This window comes from Pedobacter duraquae (assembly GCF_004362245.1).
Lineage (GTDB): Bacteria > Bacteroidota > Bacteroidia > Sphingobacteriales > Sphingobacteriaceae > Pedobacter > Pedobacter duraquae.
The window spans coordinates 130,212-156,458 of the sequence record NZ_SNWM01000001.1 but is presented as its reverse complement, the minus strand read 5'-3'; the positions used below and the strand labels follow the sequence as shown (position 1 = coordinate 156,458).

Annotated in this window: 25 protein-coding genes; 17 read left to right on the top strand and 8 right to left on the bottom strand. The window is 38.5% G+C overall.

Annotation, left to right across the window (positions count from 1 at the left end; all coding sequences use genetic code 11):
• Nucleotides 1-2,130: a polysaccharide lyase family 8 super-sandwich domain-containing protein gene (locus CLV32_RS00785; protein ID WP_133551427.1), complete on the top strand. Its 2,130-nt coding sequence runs from the start codon at nucleotides 1-3 to the stop codon at nucleotides 2,128-2,130.
• Between the two features lie 52 nt (nucleotides 2,131-2,182).
• Here CLV32_RS00785 and CLV32_RS00780 read toward each other — a convergent pair whose 3' ends face one another.
• Both CLV32_RS00780 and CLV32_RS00775 read right to left on the bottom strand, forming a co-directional pair.
• Nucleotides 2,183-3,244 carry a LacI family DNA-binding transcriptional regulator gene (locus CLV32_RS00780; RefSeq protein WP_133551426.1) on the bottom strand — a complete coding sequence of 354 codons (1,062 nt, stop codon included), beginning with the start codon at nucleotides 3,242-3,244 and terminating at the stop codon, nucleotides 2,183-2,185.
• A gap of 118 nt (nucleotides 3,245-3,362) precedes the next feature.
• Complete coding sequence (locus CLV32_RS00775) at nucleotides 3,363-5,558, bottom strand: glycoside hydrolase family 52 protein (RefSeq protein WP_133551425.1); 2,196 nt, start codon at nucleotides 5,556-5,558, stop codon at nucleotides 3,363-3,365.
• 218 nt (nucleotides 5,559-5,776) lie between these two features.
• Here CLV32_RS00775 and CLV32_RS00770 point away from each other — a divergent pair, with 218 nt between their 5' ends.
• From CLV32_RS00770 to CLV32_RS00745, 6 genes are all read left to right on the top strand, one after another.
• Complete coding sequence (locus CLV32_RS00770; protein WP_133551424.1) at nucleotides 5,777-6,766, top strand: hypothetical protein; 990 nt, start codon at nucleotides 5,777-5,779, stop codon at nucleotides 6,764-6,766.
• A gap of 56 nt (nucleotides 6,767-6,822) precedes the next feature.
• A complete protein-coding gene (locus CLV32_RS00765; protein ID WP_166641848.1) occupies nucleotides 6,823-7,323 on the top strand; it encodes a hypothetical protein in 501 nt (166 codons plus the stop codon).
• 447 nt (nucleotides 7,324-7,770) lie between these two features.
• The gene (locus tag CLV32_RS00760) at nucleotides 7,771-8,367 is read left to right on the top strand and encodes a hypothetical protein (protein ID WP_133551422.1); all 597 of its coding nucleotides are present in this window, start codon (nucleotides 7,771-7,773) and stop codon (nucleotides 8,365-8,367) included.
• A gap of 2 nt (nucleotides 8,368-8,369) precedes the next feature.
• A complete protein-coding gene (locus CLV32_RS00755; RefSeq protein WP_133551421.1) occupies nucleotides 8,370-9,008 on the top strand; it encodes a hypothetical protein in 639 nt (212 codons plus the stop codon).
• A complete protein-coding gene (locus CLV32_RS00750) occupies nucleotides 8,990-9,778 on the top strand; it encodes a sensor histidine kinase (RefSeq protein WP_133551420.1) in 789 nt (262 codons plus the stop codon). The genes CLV32_RS00755 and CLV32_RS00750 overlap by 19 nt, the downstream gene beginning before the upstream one ends.
• Complete coding sequence (locus CLV32_RS00745) at nucleotides 9,765-10,418, top strand: response regulator transcription factor (RefSeq protein WP_133551419.1); 654 nt, start codon at nucleotides 9,765-9,767, stop codon at nucleotides 10,416-10,418. Before CLV32_RS00750 ends, CLV32_RS00745 begins: the two co-directional genes overlap by 14 nt.
• Nucleotides 10,419-10,442: 24 nt before the next feature.
• On the opposite strand, the gene CLV32_RS00740 is transcribed toward CLV32_RS00745, so the two are convergent.
• On the bottom strand, nucleotides 10,443-10,835 hold the full coding sequence (locus CLV32_RS00740; RefSeq protein WP_133551418.1) for a VOC family protein: 393 nt from the start codon (nucleotides 10,833-10,835) through the stop codon (nucleotides 10,443-10,445).
• Between the two features lie 72 nt (nucleotides 10,836-10,907).
• Nucleotides 10,908-11,639 carry a helix-turn-helix domain-containing protein gene (locus CLV32_RS00735; protein WP_133551417.1) on the bottom strand — a complete coding sequence of 244 codons (732 nt, stop codon included), beginning with the start codon at nucleotides 11,637-11,639 and terminating at the stop codon, nucleotides 10,908-10,910.
• A gap of 4 nt (nucleotides 11,640-11,643) precedes the next feature.
• On the opposite strand from CLV32_RS00735, the gene CLV32_RS00730 reads away from it, so the two are divergent.
• The 3 genes from CLV32_RS00730 to CLV32_RS00720 all read left to right on the top strand — a co-directional run bounded on the left by CLV32_RS00730 (nucleotide 11,644) and on the right by CLV32_RS00720 (nucleotide 13,361).
• The gene (locus tag CLV32_RS00730) at nucleotides 11,644-12,063 is read left to right on the top strand and encodes a nuclear transport factor 2 family protein (protein ID WP_243732201.1); all 420 of its coding nucleotides are present in this window, start codon (nucleotides 11,644-11,646) and stop codon (nucleotides 12,061-12,063) included.
• Nucleotides 12,064-12,132: 69 nt separating this feature from the next.
• Nucleotides 12,133-12,501 (top strand): VOC family protein, encoded by a 369-nt coding sequence (locus CLV32_RS00725; protein ID WP_133551416.1) that lies wholly within the window; start codon nucleotides 12,133-12,135, stop codon nucleotides 12,499-12,501.
• Between the two features lie 8 nt (nucleotides 12,502-12,509).
• Nucleotides 12,510-13,361 carry a L,D-transpeptidase family protein gene (locus CLV32_RS00720; RefSeq protein WP_133551415.1) on the top strand — a complete coding sequence of 284 codons (852 nt, stop codon included), beginning with the start codon at nucleotides 12,510-12,512 and terminating at the stop codon, nucleotides 13,359-13,361.
• Nucleotide 13,362: 1 nt separating this feature from the next.
• Here CLV32_RS00720 and CLV32_RS00715 read toward each other — a convergent pair whose 3' ends face one another.
• From CLV32_RS00715 to CLV32_RS00705, 3 genes are all read right to left on the bottom strand, one after another.
• The gene (locus CLV32_RS00715; protein ID WP_133551414.1) at nucleotides 13,363-14,079 is read right to left on the bottom strand and encodes a DUF3667 domain-containing protein; all 717 of its coding nucleotides are present in this window, start codon (nucleotides 14,077-14,079) and stop codon (nucleotides 13,363-13,365) included.
• Between the two features lie 224 nt (nucleotides 14,080-14,303).
• A complete protein-coding gene (locus tag CLV32_RS00710) occupies nucleotides 14,304-15,608 on the bottom strand; it encodes a M20 metallopeptidase family protein (RefSeq protein WP_133551413.1) in 1,305 nt (434 codons plus the stop codon).
• A gap of 82 nt (nucleotides 15,609-15,690) precedes the next feature.
• Entirely contained in the window at nucleotides 15,691-16,056 is a 366-nt protein-coding gene (locus CLV32_RS00705; protein WP_133551412.1) for a DUF2200 domain-containing protein, read from the bottom strand.
• Between the two features lie 186 nt (nucleotides 16,057-16,242).
• Between CLV32_RS00705 and CLV32_RS00700 the strand changes: the two genes are divergently transcribed.
• Entirely contained in the window at nucleotides 16,243-16,848 is a 606-nt protein-coding gene (locus CLV32_RS00700; RefSeq protein ID WP_133551411.1) for a class I SAM-dependent methyltransferase, read from the top strand.
• Between the two features lie 19 nt (nucleotides 16,849-16,867).
• Here the strand turns inward: CLV32_RS00700 and CLV32_RS00695 are convergent, their stop codons facing one another.
• On the bottom strand, nucleotides 16,868-17,533 hold the full coding sequence (locus tag CLV32_RS00695; RefSeq protein ID WP_133551410.1) for a DinB family protein: 666 nt from the start codon (nucleotides 17,531-17,533) through the stop codon (nucleotides 16,868-16,870).
• A gap of 285 nt (nucleotides 17,534-17,818) precedes the next feature.
• Between CLV32_RS00695 and CLV32_RS00690 the strand changes: the two genes are divergently transcribed.
• The 6 genes from CLV32_RS00690 to CLV32_RS00665 all read left to right on the top strand — a co-directional run bounded on the left by CLV32_RS00690 (nucleotide 17,819) and on the right by CLV32_RS00665 (nucleotide 26,141).
• Complete coding sequence (locus tag CLV32_RS00690) at nucleotides 17,819-18,067, top strand: hypothetical protein (protein ID WP_133551409.1); 249 nt, start codon at nucleotides 17,819-17,821, stop codon at nucleotides 18,065-18,067.
• Between the two features lie 11 nt (nucleotides 18,068-18,078).
• Entirely contained in the window at nucleotides 18,079-18,825 is a 747-nt protein-coding gene (locus tag CLV32_RS00685) for a DUF3667 domain-containing protein (RefSeq protein ID WP_133551408.1), read from the top strand.
• 23 nt (nucleotides 18,826-18,848) lie between these two features.
• Nucleotides 18,849-19,340 carry a DUF416 family protein gene (locus tag CLV32_RS00680; RefSeq protein WP_133551407.1) on the top strand — a complete coding sequence of 164 codons (492 nt, stop codon included), beginning with the start codon at nucleotides 18,849-18,851 and terminating at the stop codon, nucleotides 19,338-19,340.
• A 443-nt stretch (nucleotides 19,341-19,783) separates the two neighbouring features.
• On the top strand, nucleotides 19,784-22,156 hold the full coding sequence (locus CLV32_RS00675) for an ABC transporter permease (protein WP_133551406.1): 2,373 nt from the start codon (nucleotides 19,784-19,786) through the stop codon (nucleotides 22,154-22,156).
• A gap of 189 nt (nucleotides 22,157-22,345) precedes the next feature.
• Complete coding sequence (locus CLV32_RS00670) at nucleotides 22,346-24,715, top strand: ABC transporter permease (protein ID WP_133551405.1); 2,370 nt, start codon at nucleotides 22,346-22,348, stop codon at nucleotides 24,713-24,715.
• A 211-nt stretch (nucleotides 24,716-24,926) separates the two neighbouring features.
• A complete protein-coding gene (locus CLV32_RS00665) occupies nucleotides 24,927-26,141 on the top strand; it encodes a redoxin domain-containing protein (protein WP_133551404.1) in 1,215 nt (404 codons plus the stop codon).
• Nucleotides 26,142-26,247: the final 106 nt, after the last annotated feature.

Sequence of the window (26,247 nt, the reverse complement as noted above, 5' to 3'; positions counted from 1 at the left end):
ATGGGTAAATTACTGTGTAAATTCTCTTTCACGTTAGTAATGCTCTGTATGCTTAAAAGCAATGCGTACAGTCAGGACGAGTTTCAAAAGATTGAGCACGCAGTTACTACCTATTTAAAGGCAGATGCTGATCCACTCAAACTAAAAAGTGAATTGATAAATAATACAGCTACATTTCTGGCCAACGGAAGTTGGCCAGAAATTGATTATACATCAAAAGCAGAAACGAATTGGATGCCGCTAACGCATCTAAATCGACTCAAGCAGTTTGCCTTGGCTATAGCCATCAAGGAACCCTCAACGATAGGTAACGCCAGGTTGACTAGCCAAATTACCACCGCCCTGCGCTACTGGCTGCAACTAAATCCGAGAAGCAACAACTGGTTTCAAAATGACATTGCCTCACCAACTGCCATCGGTGAAATTTTACTGCTGTTAAAAGTCGGCGGTACCATATTACCCGGGTCGCTTAAAGACTCGCTGGTATTGCGTATGCGCCAGGGAAATGTAGTTAAAAATGTAGGGTCAAATAAAATGGATATCGCCGTCCATATGCTTTACAGGGCTTGCCTAACCCGCAATAAACAATTAATGGATTCAGCGGTAACACAGGCGTTCCTGCCTATCACATTAAACAATAAAGAAGGTTTACAGCCCGATTATGCCTATCGCCAACATGGGCCTCAAATGCATATTGCAAGCTACGGACAGGTGTTCTTGACGGCCGAGTACAAGTTTGCATCCTGGGTAACGGGGACACCTTATGCCTTACCGCCAGAAAAACTAAAAATATTGGATCATTACCTCATCAATACCTTTTTGAAGACAATCAGAGGCCGCTACATTGACTTTAATACTGAAGGCAGAGGAATTTCAAGAAATGATCTCCTGGATAAACAAAATATCACAGCTAAAAAAGGTGCAAATACATTGTTGGCTTTAGCTAAAGCAGCAAACCCAGCTAATGCTCAGCTATTCGCCGCAGCTGAGGAACGCTTGCTGCAAACAAAACCGGCCTCTTTCCAGATTAGTCCTTCGCACACCTATTTTTACACAAGTGATTACACGCTACATACCAGGCCCGCTTATTCTTTCAATGTAAGAACAGTATCTAAGCGCACCATACGTACCGAAACGGGTAACAAGGAAAATCTGATCGGCAAATTTTTACCTGATGGTGCTACCAACATCCAGCGAACCGGTGATGAATACCAAAATATTATGCCCTTGTGGGAGTGGGATAAAATCCCTGGAATTACTGCCAGAGATTATCCCGTCGATCAAAAAACGACACTTGAATGGGGAGAGCGTGGTATTGGCGAGTTTACCGGCGGCGTAACGGATGGGCTATATGGAGCAACGGTTTACCAGTTCGACTACAATGAAGTGACGGCAAAAAAAGCATGGTTCTTTTTTGATGATGAGGTGGTATGTCTGGGTGCAGCAATCAATAGTTTTGCAAGAGAACCAATTGCGACTACAGTTAATCAGGCCTGGCAAAAAGAAAAAGTTAAAGTTTCTGCCAATCATAAGTTACTGGATGTAAATAAAGTGTTTACAGGTCAAGACGTTGACTGGGTATGGCACGACAGTATCGGCTATTATTTTCCAAACCGCGGAAAAATCTGTATAACAGCAGATCAACAAATTGGTAGCTGGGTTAAAATCAACGCAAACCGCTCAAAAGAACAGCTTCAGGGAAAAGTATTTAAACTATGGCTTGACCATGGAATTGACCCGATAAATGCCTCTTATGCTTACATCGTAAAACCCGGCGTTGGCCAAGCTGAAATGGATAAAAGATTAGCTGTAGAAATCTTAGAAAATAACGAGTCAATACAAGCTGTTCTACATAAAGATCTCCAAGTCACGCAGGTGGCTTTCCATCGTGCGGGTACATTGACATACCACGATCAAGTGATTACTGTAGATCAACCTTGTTTGGTGATGATCAAAGCAATAAACACAGCAAAACCAACCGCTTATGTTTCAGATCCGAGCCAGAAATTAACAGATGTCCATCTTAGTTTTAGCTCGCCCATGTTCAAACTAGTCGATCCTATATCTATTAGTTTGAACATGGGCGATCATAAAGGAGCAACTGTAGGCATTGAGCTGAATTCATTTTAATCCGAAACCGATTGCAGCTTAACAAGTCTGGGAAACCTTGTAGTTCTATTATTTAGTTCCTGTAAGACTTATAGTTTTCCTTGGTAATGATGTCAATAGGCATGTAATATGTAGGTTCGATTTCAGTATTTAAAACCAGGTGCTGGTACAAGGCCATAATACCCTTGTAGCCCTGTTCCTGCGGTTTCTGACAGATTAGGAAATCAATAACGCCAGCTTCCAAATGCTCTATACTCTCGGTCAGGAAGTCATACCCAACAAGAAAAATATGCTCCTGACTGGTTTTTGCCAGAAACTGGGCTACAGAAAATACTCTTGAATTGGTTACGAAAATTGCCTTTACATCACTGTGCTCAGCTAATTTTTCCGTCAATTTTGCTGCTACAGTAAGGTAATCTGTGTTTGGAGTGATGTCAGTTTTAATGATCTGCACATGTTTTTTATTGTTCTTGAAATAGGAAATAAATCCCTCTTCCTTTCTTAATAAATGATGGTAGCTTTCTATTTCCTTCGAAATATTAATGATCAGCACCTTATCATCTGCCTTAACCAGATAATTCATGATATGTGCACTCAGATAACCACTTTGAAATAAATCTGGTCCGATGTAACTTAGTCGCGATTCATGTGGAATATCAGAATTGATAAATACTTGAGGGATGTTACTCTGATTGCAAAGTTTGGAGAAGGCCAGAGACTCTTCAATAAATATCGGTGCCACTAATACACCATCGATATCGTCTTTAAGGATTTGTTTGGTCTGTTTAACAAAAGACTCCTTATCATTTTGGTCGTAGAAGTATTTATCCACCACAATTCCAAACTGCCTGATCTCTACCTCAGCCATTTCTATTCCCTTTATCGGGGCATCCCAAAATGCAGTTTCGGTAGATACTGCGGGGATAAGGCTGGCAAAACGGAGTACTTTTTTTGAGGCCAAACGTCTGGCCAGAATATTCGGCTGGTAGTCCAGATCCTTCATTATTGCCAGGATCTTATTTTTTGTCACTTTCGAAACGCCGGTTCTGTTATGGAGCACCCTGTCAACCGTGCCTATAGAAACGTTCGCTATCCTCGCTATTTCCTTTACACCATTTTGCAAATTTGTTTTCATTTGAGCATATCGAATTCTTAGGTAAAAGTATCACTACTATCCCATAAAAAAAAATCTAAATTTGGCATGTATCACCCTTGAAAATCAGATGTTATCTCTGCGTATTTTAAGTATACATTTAGTTTTTGACCGGGTTGTGCAGCAACCAGGCGGCTAGCATAGAGATGCCGCGAGGGTACCAGTATCCAATCCACACATCATCTTTTTTAAGCAGTCCGTCGTTATACGCATAGGGGCTGTTTTTGTTCCATTCGTAAATATATGGTGCCGAAGAGTGCTTGATATTATACCATTGTGTAGCCACAACATCAGCCACAATAGTTTTGCTAAACCAGGTTGGGCCTTCCTCACTTGTCAATTTAATGCCGTAGTCGGTAGTGCTTTGCGCATAAGTTGCTGCATAATCTTTTTTCAAGATCTCGGCAAGAAGCTGCAGTCGGTTCGCTTTGCAGCCTGCCAGTCCTGGTAAAAACAAACCTTCGCCAATCATCACCGACCGTTGTTTCCATTTTGGGAAACTCTCATCCAGACTCACCGGGATAAAGCCATACTTCTTTTGCACTTTTTTAAAGGTTCTTAAGATCAGATCCGCTTCCTGCTCAAGTCGCAAAGCCTGCTTGTTCCTCAGACGCTCATTGTTGATGGTAACTCCTAAGTTTTTGTATCCTGCACCTTCACCATCTACTACACCATGTTGCGTGACATCCAGCGTTTTAATTTGTTCTTTATTAGATAACGCTCTGTACATCTCTGCCGCTACCACGTAAGCACTCAGTTGTTTGGCGCCTAAAAAGGTATTGTCTGGCGACAATTTTAACGCTTCATTAGTGTCATATGTTGTCCAGCCATACGCTTTGTCTGCTATTCCGTTTCCGTTGGTATCCCGGTTAATTATAGATTGCAACAATTCATCCACTGTTCCCAACATAGATTTAACAAAAGCATCGTCATGACTGATTTTCCAATAATAATATAATAGCAACACAAATGAGGTGTTCTCTTCTACAGCCATATGTGGGCCATAATTGTAATTGGCAGTTTCGCTAACAAACGGTAGATCACCCACATCGTGGTACAAATATGGACCGTACTCAGCAGCTGTCATTCCCTGCTGATACGCAGGTTTATTCTGAACAGCGTTAGCAGGCACTGTAACTTCTGCTCGCGCGATATAATGTGTCCACTGACTTAGTTGCAATTTTAGTCGCCAAGGGCAGAAGACAGAAGTTACCTCAGTTTCGTGAGCAACATCAACTGTACTGAGGTGTTTAAAACGCCCCTCAGAAACATAGAATCGCGGTAACTGATTTTTGTCGATTAAGAAAAATGTATTTGCCAGATCCGTATGGAATGATAAGGCAAGTACCCATTTCTCCTCTGCAGTCAAGTTTGCACTCATCAGGCTATCTTCAAACTTCTGCGTTAAATTGATGTGTTGGTCCACATGGCTCCTGGCGTATGCTACAACTTCTGCAATGTTCTTCCAATACTTGGTATAATAGAACCTGAGCGTCTCATTTACTCGTTTGTCGGTAATCACCTTTTTTTTATGGTAGCTGGCGTATACCTGACTGAACTCTTTTGTTGCCTGCTTGTTAAGTTCAAATTCATAATTTAACCCACCAAATCCTTCATTGTCAAACGTGCCGTTTGCCTGGCCTTTTACTGCTGCCAAAGCAAGTTTATCATCCACATCAGCATTATCCCTAAAGAGCACTTGTTGCTCTGTATTACCCGGCTTCATTGGTTCAAGACTCATGAAGTTGAATCCTTTAACCGGCGTTTTTGCCAGCCCAACTTTGAGTTTACAACTGAGGTCTTTCTGACTTTGGTTTGTTATGGTAACCTGAAAATAAAATCCAGGGAAAATCTGCGTTTTGATAGCGTCGATATCCTCAAGATCTTTAGATGGCGTGAAAGCAGAAATGAGCGTGAACTTAAGCTTAATACCTTCAGCAGTCTCGCCACTAATCTCCATGGATGCAGGTCCAAACCTAAGTTGCTGGTTGCTTAAATAGTTTGCATTTCTAGGGAGCTTTGTTGTTCTAACGCAATAGAGCTTATTATTTACTGTTATGCCAATTAACAAACCAGTTTGCTCATCCATGTCAAACCCGAGACTACCTGTTTGCAGACTTTGTTTTTCGTTTAATAAAGAGGATGTAAATCGACTACCTAAACGGGAATTTAATAATGAAAAGTTAGTGTTGTCTGTAAGTGGAGTTGCAATAAGTTTTTGGTCTACTTTAAAACTTTGTGCCTGAATACTTAGGGATAAAGCAAGAATGAAGACGACAGGCCATAATAATTTCATACTACAAAAATTTAGTTTTTATTTGGTTTTTTAGGATCAATATGGTGGCCTTGTCCCATTACAATAATAAGATATTTCGTTTGATAAAACCTAACAAAATGAAATAAAAATATATAAGTTATCGTACACGAAATGCGATAAGACAGTTTCGAAATTGTTCAAAAGTTAACGATAAGCCAGGCTAAAACAATTCACGCAGATATCGTATTAGTAGTAGTATGAGATCAAATTTACAACGCTACTTTCTCTTAGGCCTCGTTATATTCGTAATTGCCTGTAAACCTACTAAGGAAACTGAAAAATTGTCTGTACTATCAAATCAGCTTAACGATAGTGTGTATGTCTGGGAGAAGTCAAAATTAAGATACGCCGATCAATATCATTCCTATTTGCTGGCGACTTCTAAAGATACCAGCATCCATACCACAAAAGCGTTGGAAAATACATATTATCCATGGAAGGTGAATTTGGATAAGGAAAGTGCAGCGTCATTTTTGCTATATCTGGAGAAAAATCTCGCGGCAGAGAAAGACTACAAAAGTGCTTTCGGCGAACTTCCATCTATTGGTGCAGAATATATTCCTTCAGAAAGAAATTTTATAATGGCTGATTTATTAACCTGTAAACTATCCAAATATAATTTAACCAATAGCAAGGGACAAAAAATCACGATCGATGAAGAAGATGTTAGTATTAATAAAAACGTTGGCGCCATTAATTTTACTTTAGCCAAATGGGATCTTCAGGGCCAGAAAATCAAAGGTGAGGTAACGCTAGATATTACTTTACCTTATCATATTTATAATATTAATCTTAAGCCGGTAGATGGGGCAAAGACCTTTGATTTTGGTACTACAAAAATCAATGTACTGAGATTTGAAAATAACGTTTTACATTATGCCGTTGAGGATGATCTTGGGTATAGTACCGACATCCTGGTAGATAGCTGCATGAGTAGTAAAAATCGCATTTCTTTCCCAAGATATTTCTATAACAAATTAATAGCCAGGCCAAATCTCTCCTATAAGCAATTCATAAACGACTCAACCTATTTTGAACTTGGAAAAAAATGGAAAAAAGACTCCAAAAGAGTAAGGGTTGTCTATTTCGAATCTTGCGATCCTGGAATAATTTATTTATATGGTTATCAACGCACGGAGGTTCTTAAGAAGTCTATTACCATACCAATTGATGCCATAGTTAATTAACTTTTTTCTAAATAGTTATGCGAATTTTTAGTAATCTTTCATTAGTATTTCTCACGATGTGTTTTTACTATGTTACGGCACAGGACAATAAAACTACCATTGCAGAAATCAAAAAAGAATTCAGGATTATTAACAACGACAATAGGCTGAAAACAATAGTGTTAAACAATGAAGAATTCCTCGATCACATGCCGGATGGGGGTGGACGGCTTACCGGATTGTATAAAAAAGGGGAGCTTAAAAAAATAGTACTTTGGGTCGGGTTGTCGTTTGGTACAGAAACAAAGGAGTATTATTTTAAGGATGATAAGTTAATTTTTATTTACCAACAGCTTAATAGCTTTTTGTATGATGAAAAAAATCAGCGTTTACTGTATGACAAAACCAAACGCTCATTTGAGGGGCGGTATTATTTTGACAATGGTAAATTAATCAACATAATTATTAAAGGACATAATAAGTTTGAGGATGATCGTGTTGACCCTGAACAGAGCCTGTTAAAAGAAGCCGCTTACTACGGGGAAGTGATTAGTAAACGTAAAACAAGTAAGCGCTAATCAGTAATCCGTTAATTGTATAATATTTTTCGTGACCTGTTATTGAATAAAGACCATCACTAAAAGAGCTACAAAAGCTCTGCATATCTGCTGATATGCTTATGCAGGAAAGCTGAACTACGCTTACTCTCCAAGTTCCCGGCGCTTCTTCACCCTCAAAATAGAAGATTAAATGCCTTTTTTCAAATACCGTGAAATCACCCCTGCATCCCCCAATGCGCTGTGCTACATTTGAAATGTCATGCCACATAAGCCGGAAAAATATCATAGTAGTTACAAACTTGAAAAGATATTTTACAAGCCCTACTGTGATTGTGACGATTCAACTGGATTGCTAAATCGACTAGAACGCACCGAGTTTAATCACATTCTTTGCAGGTGTTTTTTTATTTGCTAATGTGTTGACAATTAATGATTTTTATAAACCAAACTTAAAGACTCTAAATTATGAACAAATCTCTTTTACTCGCAGTATTTACTTTCCTCGCCGGCCTTGGCGTGGGTTATTTATCATTTCATAAACCAGATTATGGTGCTAAGGAAAGAGAGATTGGAGAGATGGATATTTCCAATTTTGCGATATGGAAGTGTAAAGGTGATATTGTTGATTCCACTGCACAGATTTGTGTTGATTCTGCATACCAAATGGTGCAAGGCTTCAGCGGGATTGACTTAAATAATCAGCCGAATACGAGAACTATCTGGTTTTCGTTCGAACGAATTGAAAATCTATATAAGAGGTTAAAATATGATCGTGATACTATGAAATATGGAACAGATGGAATAAGGATATACTTTGCGAAATATCCGAAGGAGTATGCTCCTGGCCATGCACATCCTCATGCAGGACAGAATACAATCTTGTTTGTATCCACAAAAGATTCATTACAAAAAAAATACCACAGAGATTATTATACGCAATCGCCACGCCCAATTCCATTAACCCCAGAAAACAAAGGAGAGCTTTGCCCTCCAGGAGACTGTCCAGGAAATGGCGCACTGTTATTAGCACCAGTAACACCTGCTTCGCTGACAAAACGTTAGTAATGACTGTTATTACTTTAAATATCGTTGTAGAGCTCATATGTTTTATGGTCGCCCTGATCTGTTTGTTAAGGATTAAGGTATGGAGATCTCAAATCGTCTATCTATTCCTGATATGTGCCACAGAGATTTTTGGCAGAGTCCTTTTAAAGGTTATGGGACAGGTAACTAACTCATGGCTCTACAACATATTTTTAGTCATTGAAGCTTTTTTTGTAGTATACATGTTTTATAGCCTCATGGCTGGCAAAGTAAAACATGTAAATATCTATACCGGGGTGTATGTAGTGGTTTTCCTCGCAAGTTATAGTTATGGGATCTTCGCCAAAGGATTTATGGAGTTCAACGACTTTTGCAATACTGTGGTATCTATATGTTACTGTATTATGGGCATGTATTACTTTTACTGGCTAATGAATAGGGATGAGTACGTCGCTATCCTTCGATTTGCGCCATTCTGGTGGGTTGCAGGAACGTTATTGTATTATTTTGGAAGTACAGTTCTGAATATATTTCATGACACCTTAATTAATATGAAAGATCATAGCATAAGAAGATATATGATGCAATTTATAAATATAGTACTTTATGGTGCCTGGGCTAACTCCTTTATTATTAAGCGATGGGGTATCAAGAATTAAAGGCACTAATCATAGCGTCTACACTGGTCTTTCTAACGGGACCAGTGTTTATTTTTTTATATGTGGCAACGTATTTCAAGAAAAGGAAAGGTCATATGAATGAAAAGTTGGAGATGAGGAAATCTTTTGATGCTGAGCTTTTAAGGGCGCAAATGGAAGTAAGGGAGCAGACAATGGAAACTATTGGTGCTGATTTGCATGATAATGTTGGTCAACTGCTTAGCCTCAGCGCAGTAACATTAAATGCGATTAATCCCGAAAATATACCTAACGATGCAAGGGATAAAATAGAATCTGCCGTATCACTAACAAAAAGCGCAATCGCAGAAATGAGGCTGTTGGGAAAACTGCTTCAAGGGGAGCAATTGATTTCTTTCGGGTTAAAAGAAGCAATAGGTTATGAAGTGGACTATCTCTCAAAATTGGGTGTCTTTGATGTTGTTTTGGAAGTTGATGCTCAATTCGAGAAACTTCCAGATCCAGGTATAGAGTTGATTCTATTCAGGATCATGCAGGAAGGGATTAACAATATCATTAAACATGCATCGGCCAAAAAAATCACCATAACATTGAAGAATTCAGATGATCTTCTTATCTTAACTATCTCGGATGACGGAAGAGGATTTGAAAAAGATGCAGCAGTCATATCTGGAATGGGTCTGCTAAATATTAATAAAAGAGCAGCTGTTATAGGAGGAGAGGCACTAATCAATTCTGTGGTAGGCCAAGGAACAACACTCGAACTTAAGGTGCCATATGGAAAAGCGTGACGAAAAAATAAAAGTTGCCATCGTAGATGATCATGCACTTTTTAGAAAAGGGCTTGTCTACCTCATTCAGGAACTGCAGCAAATCGAAGTTGTTTTTGAGGCCGAAAATGGGGAGGTGATGAAGAAATATATTGAAAATGGTCTCTATCCTGAAGTTGTTTTAATGGATATCAAAATGCCAGTTCTAGATGGTTATCAATCCAGTAGATGGCTGAGGGATAATCATCCAGCTATTAAGGTTTTGGCACTGAGCATGTATGAAGACGACCGTGCAGTGATTAATATGATCAAAAGTGGGGCAGGCGGTTATGTACTTAAATCTTCAGGCCCCAGAGAACTACTTTTGGCAATAAACATTATTCACGATAAGGGTGTATTCCTAAATGAAAATATGTCCGGCAAACTTTTCAGAAATGCCGTTCGCGAGCCCGAGCCAATATTCACTAAAAATGAATTGCAGTTTTTGAAACTATGTTGCTCAGAGCTAACCTATAAAGAAATTGCAGATCAACTGTGCCTCAGTCCGAGAACAATTGACAATTACAGAGATTCACTATTTGAAAAACTACAGATAAAGTCAAGAACTGGTCTGGTTCTTTATGCGATTAAGAACGAAATCGTTGATTTTGGCGTGATTTAGATGGCCTCAAACAACATGCTATCCTTATGCCATAGGCGTGCAAATTTCGATTAGAAAGCCGTCTAAATCCTTTAAATAGGCCACAACCTGTCCCCAGGGCTTGGTTTTCGGTTCGGCAGCTAAGCTGGCACCTGCCTCAAGTGCAGTTTTTATTACGCCTTCGACGTCGCTAGTAGCAAAACCAATCTCAAATCCAAATGGCTTTATATCGATATTACTCTCCTGATATCCATCTTTCAGATTGCTTTTTGCCAGGTGATGTGAAGCAAATGATAATGTTGTAGCTCCCGTAATCAATTCGCCGTAAGTGCCGTCAGGACTGACAAATTTTCTTTTAAATCCGAATGCCTGTTCATAAAATGTAATGCTGTTCTCTACATTATTAACGTAAAGGATGGTATAGCTGAAAGTAATCATGTTTATCGATCTATTAGTGAAACACAAATATCTCGAAAACAGAATCAGCTAGCTTGGAAAAATGCGACAATCTCAAAAAAAGGAAGGTACATCACCGCTATATTTCTTAATCTCATTACTCAGGTGTGCATGATCGTAATAGCCACACTCAAAAGCAATCTGCATCAGGCTTCGTGTTGATTGGTTCTGGCGGATCTTTTCCATAGCAAATTGAAATCTCGAAATATTGATGAGCTCTTTGGGGCTTACACCGATGTGTTGCTTAAACACTCGCTCTAATTGCCTGGTTGTTATACAATATCGCTTTGCAAGCTCCGTAACTTGAATTTGTCCATGATAAGCTGAAATTGTTTCTGTAATCAATGTTAAGGAGGTGTTTGTTGGATTCAGTCTCGACAAAAAGAAAATATCCAAATTGTTGATAAAATTGGAGTTTAACGCAAAGACTTCAGGTATTAATTTCTGATCAAACGGAATCGTTTGATCAGTCAAATTATGTAAAGAATCAAATTTAAAAAATGCAGCGAAACCACCTGGTTTAAACCTAATTCCAAGAATTACAGATCCTGGTAACATCCGAGAATATTTAAATCTCGTCATTGTTCCAACAAGGTATGCCTGCTCATTCTTAAACGTAAAATGATCATCGGTAAAAAAGTCTTCCCCAATGTTGACGAGAATATCTACACAGCCATCGGGCAAGATTTTCTGTACGCTACCTGCAGTACCGACACCATCGGCGGTCCAATACGCATCAATAAATGCAGACAATCTGGGATCTGGTTGAAATTGTTGATAGCTCATTTTTATGCCCGCTAATTTAACGATCCTAATTAATAACTTACCTGCATATAACCAAGAGAGAAAAATGATTGAAAATTCAGAAATAATTAAAAAAGCATACGCTGCATTTAATGCAAGAGATATTGATGCGATTCTTCGGGTGATGCACCCTGAAATAAAATGGTCGAAGGCATGGGAGGGCGATTATGCAACAGGCCACGCCGATGTAAGCGCTTATTGGGAGCGTCAATGGGCAGAAATCAACCCGACGGTTACGCCAGTTGGATTTAAAAAAAGGGATAATGGAACGTTAGAGGTTGAGGTTGATCAATTGGTGAAGGATTTGGAAGGCAATATCTTGTTTGATGGAAAGGTAAGGCATATATATGTAATTAATGGTGGTTTGTTGGAACAGATGAATATTGAGCTAGGTGATGATTTATAATTTAAATCTGTAGCACAAGATTTAAAAATCACGAACTAAAGAAGCAACAAAATTTTATTACATTAGCATATGAACCATAAAGCATTGTCGATCCGTCCTTTTATCGGGTCTAAAGATTTCGAAATCTCCAGAAGTTTTTACAGGGATTTAGGATTTGAAGAAGTAATCATCGTACACAATATGAGTCTTTTCAGAAGTGGTAATCAAGGATTTTATCTTCAAGATGCCTATGTAAAAGACTGGTTGGATAATACCATGATTTTTTTGGAGGTTGAAGATGTGGAAACGTTTTATGCGGATTTGAAGGACCTAAATCTGACCGAAAAATATGAGGGTGTGAGATTAACACCGATCAGGGTTGAACAGTGGGGCAGGGAGTGTTTTTTGCATGATCCTGCCGGAAACCTTTGGCACTTTGGGCAGTTCTCTAATCCCTAAAAATTTTAATGGATAAGGTCTTGCGTATAATTCTCTCAAATTTGATTTTGCCTGCGCTATTCTCCATTCTTTGTACTTTTTGTTTTTCATGCGGAGGTAACGATACCTCTGATAAAATTAAAACCGAAGAAAATCCGATTTATGGCGTGCAATGGCATGATAGTCTTATGCATCATTTACCAAAAGAATTAGATACGTCTTTAATAGTCAAAGATGCCAATTATACATCATTGAGGTTCTATCAATATATCAAACCGGTGTTTAACAGCAAGGCTTCTCTTTATCTGGAGAAGGGACAATGGAGATTACAGTGGTTTAACTCATTATCAGTAGATTCGTTGGAAAAAGACGATTATGCAATTGCCAGGGTGTATAGATGGGACGCAATTCGCCACCCAAATTCTTCAACCTCATTTCAGGAAAAATTTAAAAGAATCGCTGCCACGTTGAATCTGGCGGATTACATTTTGGTTTTGAAAAGTAAACGTAAAATGTATGTGAAAAGAAAAGGAGTAACCTTGCTGACGTTTACTATTGATCTGGGAGGAAATCCCCTCGGTACTAAAGAATCAGATGGAGACAAAAAAACACCAGAAGGAGTGTATCACTTGGATGTTAAATATACCCGTAACGACAAATATCATAAAAGCTTTATGATTTCATATCCTGATTCAAATGATAGGGCTAGGGCACTGGCAAAAGGGTTAAAGCCTGGAAATGGCATCATGATTCACGGTACTTATCCAGAACGTAAAAACGCTAAAGATTGGACAAATGGCTGTATTGCGCTGCAAAATGAGGATATGGATACACTGTTTGATTACGTAATTGATGGCACGAAAATAGAAATAAGGAAATAACTCATTTCACGATTAGGTCGATTATCGTACCTATTACAATTGTAATAATAGCAAAGCTGCCCATCCCTAAGATATACGCCACTAGCGCCTTAAAATAATTGGCCACCTTTTTTTTGTCGAAGAATTGACCTATTGCCCATGTGCAATAAAGTATACCTATCGCACCACCAACCTGCATTAGGTCCAATTTTGTTAATCCTTGTATTGTGACCATAAACGCTAAAATTAACATTCCCATGCCCATAGCAAAACATAGAAGTATTAAAATCTCGAAGTAGTTATAACCGTATTTCTTGAAAAACAACTTTATCCAAAATGCAATGAATAGTGCCATAATAATATTTCCGTAGCCATAGTGCTCCTGCACCCATTTAAAAATCAGTCCTGTTGTCGAATGGCTAGTGTCTTTATATTCTACATATTCCTGCTCAATATGGAAAAAGTGAGACGCAATGGAATAAATCAAGGACGTTATGATAATGAAAATGATAGGCTTTACAAGTCGGCTTCTGTTTTCCGATATATAATGTCTGACGTTTTCTCCGGGTTTTAACAAAAGTTCTCGGATGGTATATAAAATCCCCCGCTCAAAATGTAAAACATGCTCTATTTCATGGGCTACATAATGTCCATCAATCCTTTTAATCCTGGAAGGCACTCCGCAATTCGGGCAATAATTTAGGGCAACTTCTGCGTTGCAGTTTTTACAATTCGTCATCTGTTTATCGGTATGCCTCTCAATCGATACTCCGCAAACGACAACATACATCTGTTAGCTAAATGACAATGATCTTTTCGAGAGATTTATGCCTTAAAAATAGTTCAATTAAGAGATAAAAGGATAACATTTCTCGCAAATATTAAGGTAGTCATGAATTGCGCCAATGAAGATGTGAAACTGATGTGGTTCTGCATGCTATCTGTTAAAATATTTAGATTGTGTTAGTTTTTGCTTAATCGCTCAACAACGAGTGAAGAAAAACATTTGACACCTATTCTTATACACTCCTCATCAACTTGAAAATTAGGGGCATGATTCATAGCGATAACTCCTTTTGCAAAGTTGGATCCTCCCAGAATGAAGTATACGCCAGGGATCTTTTGTTGGAAGTAACAAAAATCGTCGTTGAAATAGGGTACCTGACCATAGTCAGTTTTCACGACATCATTTCCATATATTCTTTCGAGAGTTTTTATCGCGCTGTTGGTTAGTTTTTCGTCGTTAATTACTGTTGGGTTATCCTGGATATATGAAATCGATAATAGTTGTTCTTTATAACCACTATCTTCAATTACCTGTCGAACTTTGGGAATGATATTTTTAACATTAGATAAATTGGTTTCATAGATATAAGCTTCCAAAAAGCGCGTGTCATTTTTCGCATAGTTTGTAAAACTTTGATCCATGATCAGGTAATCTTTATAGATTGTGTTAGGGCTTCCAATCCCAATTTTAGTATCGACCACGTTTTGCAAGTCCCATGGCTTACTGCCTTCAGTCGCACGAGCTAAAGTACTGTAGATTTTGTTCGACAAGGCTTTTGCTGCGTCTGCCGACACTTCTTTTTTGAGTTGAATCCTAATTCTTTTTTGGTAAGCGAACATTTCGTTAGGCTTAACAGTGATTTGCCCAACAGCTGTTGCACTTACATGCAATCCATAAATTTCATCGGGATGTATTTTAGAAAACAAACCATCATTGATCATTCCTTTTGCGCCTATAAATGTTTCTTCTTCTGGTTGGAACACAAAATACACCGTACCAGATAAAGATTTTTTATGCTTCGAAAGAACTTCTGCTATACCCAATCCGATAGCCATATGGACATCATGGCCACAACCATGCTGAACACCTTTGGTCTTTGATTTGAAAGCTACAGGGTCTGCAAAATCATTAGGCAGTGCATCCATGTCAGATCTCCAGACTATTTTCTTGCCAGACTTTCCACCTTTTAAAATTCCTACAACTGCATGTCCGTAAACATTTGTATCGACATCTAGTCCTAAGTTAACGAGATACTGTGCTATAATTTTCTGGGTACGCATTTCCTTCCCTGCCAACTCAGGGTTTTCGTGAAGATCTCTTCTGATGTCAATGAGTTTGTTAAAGATTTGATCTGTTTCTATTTTGATGCTTTGGTCAATTACACCAGGTTTCGCGTTTTTCGATTCTGGGTTAGTTCCCTGCGAAAAACAGATAGTCGTTGAAATGATAAGGCAAGTTAAAATTGAGATAAGTTTTTTCATAATTCATGGCCAATCGATTTCATATCAGCCCCTGTTAGAGCGCATGACTAACTTGTTAGTTACAATTAATAATAATTTCTTTTTAAGGGATCCGTAATATCTTTTTCATTTTCCTCCCCTTGGCAAGTTCGTCGACCAATTTATCCAGATAGCGTACTTGTCTGGTTAACTCATTTTCTATTTCCTCAATCCTGTAGCCGCAAATCATTCCTGTGATCAGATGCACATTTGGATTTAACGAAGCACGCTTAAAAAACTCATCGAAGGTTATTTTTTCATTGATAAGTTCTGTTTGTTTGTCACTGTCAAAGCCGGTGAGCCATGTGATAACTTCACGCAGCTCTGCTTCTGTTCTGTTTTTACTTGCTACCTTAGCAACGTACATTGGATAAACGGAGGCAAAGGTCAATTTTGCCATCCGATCGTTGTGTTTTTCGCTAGTATTCATAATGTTATATAGGCATACTGAAAGTATAATCAACATTAAGATAAAATTTATTTCCCTGTCGACAAAATATACCATCGTTTCCTGCTGGAAAAACATTGATTTGAGTTAAATTTATGGATGATTATTTCTGAATATTGAAGGTTCAAAATCAGCGTTGATGTATTCATCCGGTCTTATCAGGTTATTATGGAAAAAGGAGAAAGGAATAATGTTTATCGGGTTTATGATAAGATTGCTGCCTGGTTTGCAGAAAACAGGATTAACGGGCTACTAGAACAAAAATACTTAGAGCGCTTAATTAGTCTGTTGCCTAAAAATGCCTTAGTTTTAGATTTAGGCTGCGGTACAGGAAAACCAATTCTGGAGTATCTATCGCGTAATAATATGGCTATAATTGGTGTGGATGCGAGTGAAGAAATACTAAAAATCGCGCAGGCAAATTTCCCAACTACAACATTTATTTTGCAAGATATGCGATTGCTCAATTTAAAAAGGCAATTTGATGCAATCATCGCCTGGCATAGCTTTTTTCATTTATCAGCAGCAGAACAACCTGCAATGTTCGCACGTTTCGCATCGCATCTTAAGCCCGGGGGAATTTTACTATTCACATCAGGTACTGAACGTGGTGAAGCATGGGGAATGAATGGTGGCGAAAATCTGTTCCACGCTTCTTTGGATCCAAAAGAATATCTGGACCTCTTACAATCAAACAATTTCACAGTAATAGAACACGTGGAAAAAGATCCGGAATGTAATTATGATACGGTATGGTTAGCGAAATTTGGCTAATTCCGGAGTCTGTAAGGTTCTATCGCTTTGGAAAGGCAACACTAGCTTTAACTTCATCAATTTGCTGCGTGTGCCTGTTCGTGTGTGCGGAGATGAGCAATATAAACTGGTAAGCATCATAAGTGCCAATAGGTAAGACAGAAACATGATTCCTCAGATTTATTTGAGTCTTTCTTACAAAATTGATCAATTTATCTCGGTTTAGCTGAAATGCCGCTAAAGCCTCAGCTTCCGATTTATAAGGCGAATTGGAAGGCTCTAAAGCTGCAAATGTCTTGGATTTGTGAGATCGATCTTCTACCGCATTGACAAGTTCCTGATCCGTAAATTTGATATCTGACCTTTTATCTGGATTCTCGTTTTGTTTCAGTGATGCGTCAACCATTGCCCAAAGACTTTCTTCAGCTGCCGCGATGTGCTTTACACACTCTTCAACGCTCCATTTATCTTGCGCAGGTTTAAATTTTAATTGTGTTTCACTCAGTCCCTTTATCGCGTTGTAAACACCCTTTTCAGTTTCCATTAACAACTTAATTGCATAATCACGCTCCTGTGCAGTAAGAGCTATTTGTTTGGTCACGGAGTTAGATGCCGTTGCCTGTTGGTCATCTTTCTTTTCTTGTGCATAACTGTTGCTGCTCAAAGCGAACGTTGCAAATAGGAGCGAGGTGATTGTTGTTTTCATTTGTCAAGATCTAGATAACAAATATATTGTCTAAATATTGCTGTGATAGGGTGTCTTTCGGACAATATAAAGGGTAGATTTGGACACCTTTTTGCTATCAGTATATAAAAATGTAACCTGCTTTATAATAGGTTGCCCCCGCACTGGTTGAATTTAAACACCAGTATTTGTAACACGATCACTTGCGGAAGCGTTCTGGCTTTCACCTTAGGAAAAGCGCATTTGAATTTCATAGTCTGGGTGTGTTTATTATATTTGGGGAATCATCCTATAAACGTAACTCATTTGAAAACGACTATACTCTCTGAATTATCTCTGGAAGAGCTAAGCATTGAAAAGAAAAAACGCGGAGCAATGGTAGGCGCCTACATCGCAATCATCATTATGATGGTTGGAGCAGGTGTTGTGGTAACTATCAGAAAGGGAACCAGCATATTCACATTTTTCCCCCTGGTATTTGTCCCTATTTTCCTTGTCATTTATAAGGGATATGGTGATGTGAACAAAGAAATCAAATCTAGGAACGAAGCCTAATTGTAAGAACTATGGACGGTTTATGTTTAAATTGCCACCAAAAGTTGGCAACGCCATTTTGTGGTCATTGCGGTCAGAAGGCTTCAACGCACAGATATTCATTAAAACATTTTGTGGAGCACGATGTGGTTCATGGTGTATGGCATGTTGACAAGGGAATCCTAAAGACCTTAAAGGATCTGTTCACAAGGCCCGGACATAGTGTTAGGGAATATTTGCTAGGCAAAAGAGCAAATTTCTTCAATTTTATTACTTTGCTACTTACGCTCGTTGCTGTCTCGACGCTGATTTCCGGCTACAGCCACTTCAGTATGCTGGATGTTCTTCCAAAAGAAAGTGTCGAAGAAATGAATGCTCTCCAAAAATTTTTCACCAACTACCCAAAGATTGTTTTAATTATTACAATCCCACTTTATTCATTGTTAAGTTATCTTTGGTTTCGGAAAGCAAAGTTCAATTATTCAGAACACCTCGTGCTGAACTCTTATAAAACGGCTGCAGAGTTGGTAATCAATTTAGTGTTTGTTTTTGTAACGGTTTTTTACACAAATAAATCGGGCGTGGCTTTGATTTATTATACCATCTTATATCCATGCAGTTTAATTTATCCCATGTGGTTTTATCATCAGTTTTTCTCCCGCTCAGGCTATTCTAAAAAGGGACTGTTGCTACGAAGCATTATGGTACCTATTTCTTATCTACTCTTATCAGTTCTTGCCGGAGTGGTTTGGGGTATTATTGCCATGATGGGCCATTAATAAAATCTTCATACACGATATATATGACACAAGCAGAATTTAAAAATATAATAAAAGAAAAGATCAACCAATCCAGTCATGGACAACTCGTTGATTTCAGTGTGTCTATTTGTGAACAGCTTCTTCCTGATTATATATCTTTTTCCAAGGCCGAAGACTATGGTAATATTACGTTGATGAAAGAGGCGATCACTTTCTGCAAGGAAAATAGAGATCAGAATGCTGAGACACTTGAAATGACCTTAGACTTAGAGGATCTTGAAGAAAATATTCCTGATGTAGACGAGTCTGAAGATTTAGATTCTACTACGGCAATGAATGCATCATGCGCTATTTTTGAGTTACTTGAATATCTAACAGATAGGGAGTCTGACCATATTGTAAATATTGCCATATATAGGATTGACACTGTAGCTTTTAAATCAGGCGAAGCGGATTCCATCGTAAGCGTAGACGACCTGGACAGCAACGCAGCGATAATGGAAGAATGTAAACGCTTATTAGCGATTTTTTAATCTGATAAACGCTTTAAAAGTATAGGAATGGCTTGACTACTGAAAAATAGTCAATATCAGATTTTTGATTTACAAGACATGTGGAGCCACAATGTCCCTCAAGATTACAAAACATTTAAAGTAAATAAATCTCAAAATCAAAGTCAGCGCGCTAAAAGGCTGATCGCATTCCTTCACCAGTATTTGGACGTCCATTATAATTTGGAAGAAAAAACAATGGATTTTACCAATAATGAAATCCGGCAGATAGTTCCTGTAGACTAACTGTTCATACACGGTCACCAACTGCCCGATAGTGAACGTATTTTAGATAGAATATTGTTTAACTATCTATTTGTCAATAGTTTATTATTGAGTTTTGATTTGGCACGTCCTTAGTAAATAGGCACACAGTAACCAACATCATGTAGGTTGTTCGGATTTCATATATTTATTGTAAGATTATGTTCAGATTAAACTTAAAAATCGCATTACGCAACCTTTGGAAGGATAAAACTGCATCATTCATCAATATCATAGGGCTGGGGGTTGGTTTATCAGCCTGCTTGCTGCTTTTATTGTATGTTAAGTATGAAGTTAGTTTCGACAGGTATTTCAAGGATTCGGATCAGGTTTATCAGGTCATGACCAACTTTCAGGATGCAACTGGCAAAATTACCAGCACTGGCGGATCTCCTGGTGATGGGATTGCTGGGGTGATACGGGAACAGATTCCAGAAGTAAGTAAAATTGCAAGAATTGGTGGTGGTGACAGGTCGGTAATCGCCAACGGGGAGAAAATTTTTAAGAGGAAAGATCTTTTTGCAGATCAAGAAATATTGGATATTTTCTACTACGAATTCATTGTTGGAAATCCTAAAACAGCCCTGCGTTCGCCCGATGGCATCATCTTGACTGCAGAAACTGCGAAGTTATTATTTGGCAGCACTGATGTAATGGGAAGACTAGTGCGATACCAAAATGCACAAAACCTGAAAGTAACCGGCGTGATTAAAAATTTGCCTTCCAATAGTTCCCTCAAGTTTGATTATTTAATGTCCTGGGAATTCTTCAAAAGTATTAATGACTATGTCAAAAATCCAGGTTGGGGAAACTTTAACTTTTTAGCAATGGCGAAAGTAGATGATCCAGCCAAAATTGATAGAATCAATGCCAAAGTAAAAAAGTTATTTAACGAAAATTATAAAGAACAACGCGCAGAGAATTTCCTTTTCCCTTATGTGGAGACACATTTGCACGGGCAGTTCCTTAATGGGAAAAGTATTGGTGGTGAAATCGAACGGGTATATCTGTTCATCGGCTTGGCCTGTGGGATATTATTAATTGCCTGCATTAACTTTATCAATATGGCTACCGCTAAATCGGCCAGAAGAGTTAAAGAGGTCGGTATTAAAAAAACGATTGGCGCTACACGTGCCTCTCTGGTAACTCAATTTCTTACGGAAGCATTATTGCTTACCGTTGTCTCGGTATTGTTAGCTATCATCATTGTCGAAGCCAGTTTGCCTCTGTTTAACAGCTTTCTCAAAATACATTTAGAAATTGACTACGGCAACACGGCGTATTGGTTTGGCATTGCAGCTATTGCAATGATTACTGGTGGACTGGCAGGAGTGTACCCGGCATTTTACCTGTCGTCATTTGATCCAAAACAGGCGCTGAGCAAAAGAAACAGTAGGTCAAGCTTATTGTCAATTAATATCAGGCAAATTTTGGTTGTCGTACAGTTTAGCTTTGCCATTATTCTAATTGTAGCAACGCTTGTAATTTATAAGCAATTACAATTTATTAAAAATAAGCCCATAGGTTATCAATCTGCAATGTTAGCTGAGATGTCACAGAATGGTGAGCTGTATTCTAAATTCGACTTCCTTAAAACACAATTGTTGAAATCGGGAGCCGTCGTGGCGGTAAATCAATCATCGCAAAGTATGACTAGCGTTAGCAATTGGTTTTTCGGACTCAAATGGCCAGGCATGGATGATAGGGGTAAGGAAATAGTCTTTAACCGCCTTCAAACACAATATGATTTCGTAAAAACAACAGGTGTTGAATTGATCGAAGGACGTGATTTTTCTAAAGAACTGGCGTCTGATAGTGCTTCAATTATAATTAGTGCTAAGGCTGTCCGTATGATGAAATTAAAAAATCCGCTCGGAACAACTATAGAACTCTTCGGCCAACATCTTAAAGTAATCGGTGTCTTCAAGGATTTTATATGGGATTCTCCATTTTATTCCGGAAAACCTATGGTGATTAACTTTAGTAAAACCGAAGCCGGAAATATCAACATGCGACTTAATCCTGAAAATAGTTTAACACATAATATGGATGTGATCAATATAATAACGAAATCGATAGAAAAACAGAATCCTATAGAAATAAGTTTTGTTGACGACTTATTAACTCAAAAACTTCAAGCAGAAAGGATTTTGGGTATGTTAGCCAATTTCTTCGGTGGCATCGCTATCTTGATATCCTGCATGGGGCTTTATGGTTTGGTTGCTTATAGTGCAGAGCAGCGTACAAAGGAATTTGCCGTGCGCCGGGTACTGGGTGCACCTGTAGGAAATATTATGCAGCTTTTAGCACTTTCGTTTCTTAAAATGGTGGCGATTGCTGCAGCTATTGGAACTCCATTATCATTTATTTTAATGGAAAAATGGCTCAGTGCCTTCGAATTTAGGATTGCAATTTCTTTATCAATTATGGCAACAGCAATTTTCGCAGCGATTTTTATTGCATTCCTTACCGTGTGTTTTCAATCTTACAAATCAGCAACCGCCAACCCTGTTAATGCGTTGAGTTACGAATAACAAATTAGTGTTCGTTGGCGCGCATTAACTGAACGATAGTGAACATCATGTGATTTTTTGTTTTTTTATGTGTTTGTATAACAGTGTTTTGTGTTTATGTGTAACCTTGGCACGTCCTTGGTAAACCACAAGTCAATCCTCTCCAACAAAGATACGAGTGGAGTCGATTTCATATATTTATCAGTAGTTATGTTCAGATTAAATTTAAAAATTGCATTACGGAATCTTTGGAAGAACAAAGGATTTACATTTATTAATGTAGGCGGTTTAGGGATCGGGCTTGCAAGTTGTATGATTCTTTTACTTTATGTAAATTATGAATGGAGTTTTGACAAGCATTTTGAAAATCATAAGAACACCTACGTAGTTTATCAGAATGTCCCGTCCAGTGGCAAGATTTTCAGTTGGGCCTGGACGCCTAATGTGATGGCTGAGGAAGTGAGGGAAAAAATTCCCGGTGTGCAGCGCTCATCGCGATCAACTTATCCTCGTCCAAATTTGGTTACCTATGGAGACAAGAAAATAAAGGATAAAGGTGTCTTTACCGACGCTTCTTTTATCAAAATACTTAATTATAAATTCATAAAAGGCAATCCGGATGCTGCACTGAAAAATGTGGATGGCATTATTCTGACCAAAACTTTCGCTGAGAAATTATTCGGAACGGAAGACCCGATCAACAAAACTGTAAAGCTGGATAATACAAATGTATTAAAAGTCGAAGCTATCATTGAAGATGTACCAGCCAACAGCAGTATTCAGTTTCAGTACCTGATGAATTGGGCACTATTCGAAAAGCGCGAACCTTGGGTGAGGGATAGGAATTGGGGTAACAACATGTGTTTGACCCTCGTGCAGCTTAAAAATAATGCGCCTTATGATCAAGCTAATGCACAGATTAAGGACATTTATAAGCGTAATCAAAATGGAAATACTGCTAAGGCACTTTTGTTTCCATTGGATAAATGGCACCTTTACGACCAATTTGAGAACGGTAATTCTGTGGGTGGTAAAATCGATCAACTCCGCATATTTATGTTATTGGCTGTCTGTATCTTGATGATTGCCTGCGTCAATTTCATGAACCTGTCCACAGCAAGCTCTGAAAAAAGGGCGAAGGAAGTTGGTGTAAGAAAAGCAATTGGGTCTACACGCAAGTCATTAATTAGCCAATTCCTGCTCGAATCTTTGATTCTGGCCGCAATGAGCACCATGTTGGCACTTCTGTTGACGGAGGTGGCTCTACCTTACTTTAACCAACTCCTGGATCTGCATCTAATTATTCCTTTCGATAACTGGATGTTCTGGCCATTCCTCATCGTCTTAATGCTTTTCACCGGGTTGATTGCAGGAAGTTACCCTGCACTTTACCTGTCTTCATTCGAACCAGTAAAAGTACTGAAGGGACTTAATCTAAAAGTTGGAAGTGCTGTGTCTATCAGAAAAGTATTAGTTGTTTTTCAGTTTGTATTTGCAGTGTGCACGATAATCTGCACCGCTGTGATTTACCAGCAACTCTCATTTATACAACAGAAACCAATTGGTTACGATAGTCATAACCTGTTACAGGTAGCTGTACAAGGAAATCTTCGGGATCAAAATAAACTCAACCTCCTTAAACAGAATTTACTAAAATCTGGTGCTGCCAGTTCAGTTTCATTTTTTAGTTATGATATTAATGAGGGCGGCAATAATACGATGGATGTTGAATGGCCAGGAAAAGAGTTGAAACAGGATGTTTTATTTAACCACAGAGGAGTAGGCTACGATTTTGTGGAAACCATTGGTACCCAATTGATTTCCGGCAAGGAGTTTTCCGCCCAGTTTCCCAATGATATGACGCATATGCTGATCAATGAATCAGCAGTGGCTATGATGGGCTTGAAAGATCCTGTAGGAAAAGTGCTTAAATGGAATGACAAGAGCTGGACAATTATGGGTATTGTTAAAGATTTCATCGTAGAGTCCGCCTATCAAAGGGCCGCACCAATGATGTTCTACCCAGTTCAATATAGCGGCGCAGAAACTATTCTGATCCGATTAAATCCATCCGCAAACATCGAAATCTCACTAACGAAAATTGACGAGGCCGTTCAGCAGATCGAACCTAACTACCCTGTGGACCGGAAATTTGTTGATGAATCTTTTGCTTTGAAATTCAAAAATGAACAACTACTGGGAACGTTATCTAATTGGTTCGGTGGCTTCGCGATCTTTATTTCTTGTTTGGGGCTATTGGGGCTTGCCTTATTTATGGCCGAGCAGCGTAAAAGAGAAATTAGTATCCGAAAAGTTTTAGGGGCCAGCACCGTAAACATCCTGACGCTGCTAAACAGAGATTTCATAAAACTTGTGGTTATGGCAAATCTTATTGCTTTTCCATTGGCGTATATTATCGTAGATAAATGGCTCTCGGCATTTGAATATAGGGTCTCAATTTCTGTATTGCCATTTGCCATGGCCGTCACTTTATCTGTTTTAATAGCTATGTTAACAGTAAGTCTGCAATCTGTTAAAGTGACGAAAGCAAATCCAATTGACGCTTTAAAGTATCAGTAAGGGTTCTTATTAGCAGTTGTGCAAGCAAAGGTTTAATGCGTATCAATGAAGTTGTGACGATATACCACGTTCCCGCTCAGGATTAAAAGAATTTAACCTAATATTGGTTTTTCTAGCTTCATCCCAAGTGTTGCGCTCTATTATCAATGGAGTAGCTGAAAAATTAAGTATAGTAAATACGTAGTATGGAGATATATGTGTATCTTACTATATGAAAACGCTTCTCATATATCTTTTATTCTTTTTATTATCTTTCAGCAGTATTGCACAAGGCTTTCAGATCAAACCAGGCGATCAATTTCCCAATATTCCAATCACTGGACTATTGAATTCACCGGTCGCGACATTACGATTTACCAAACAGCTAAACAAAAAGATTTACATCCTGAATTTTTGGGGAACATGGTGCAGTCCCTGTATTCCAGAAATGGATGCATTGGCTAAACTACAGTCGCATAATAATACAACCATTCAGGTTGTCGCAATTTCAAACGATGCACCAAGCAGGCTGCTAAAATATATGAAGATCAAACCTTCCAGGATATGGCTTGCCAGCGACACATCAGCGTTGCTCTATCAGCTGTTTTCACTAAGCTATGTAGGTCAAAGTGCTATTGTTAATGCAAAAGGAAAAGTAGTAGCAATAGTTAAAACAGAATCAATTAATCAGCAAATGATTAACGACCTTGTCAGCGGTAAATCAGTCAAATCAAGTGCTGAAATCAAGGAAAAACCTGTAAATAATAACGCTGATATCTTCGCGGTAGATAGTACACTTAGTCAAAACTTTACCCTTAGAGGTTACATGAAAGGGCAACAGAGTATGGAAATTGGTTATGGTGACCGACCTGTTTTTAAAAATAGGAGGCTAACATTTATCAATTCATCTATCGAAGGACTGTTCCGAAACGCCTACGGTATTGTTTCACCTAAGCAGGTTGCTTATGAGATTCCAGAAAAACTTGTATACGATTTTGAGGATAAGCAGACATTATACTGTCTTGATCTACTAGTTAAATCTACTGAAAAAGATAGCCTCTATCAGATTTTTAAGGAAAGGCTGCAGCAATTCATGCCTGTTCAGGCCAGGATAGAAATGAGGCAAATTCCAGTGTATGCACTGATTGATAAAGGTTTTCATCAAAATAAATCGGCTGATAATGCGCTGAGCTACAGTTTTAGTGGAGCGGGCTTTGATGGTACGGGAGTGAAATTGGAAGATTTTGCAAACGAGTATCTTAGCAATGAATTTGATCTGCCTGTCGTTGATGAGACAGGTCTGGCAGGGAGATATGATTTTAAAACTAATGTGGCGATGCGGACAAGGACCGGGGTAATGAAATCTGTAAACGACATTGGTCTGGATCTGGTTAAGAAAACGAAAATGATGCCCATACTAGTGTTTTACAAGGACCGGGTAAAATAAGTTATACAAAAACAGAAGTAAATTACATCAACCACTGGATCCTAAATTTATCCCGAGTTACATCCCCAAATACCAGCTATTTGCCAAAGCACGTCAACGCTGTTTC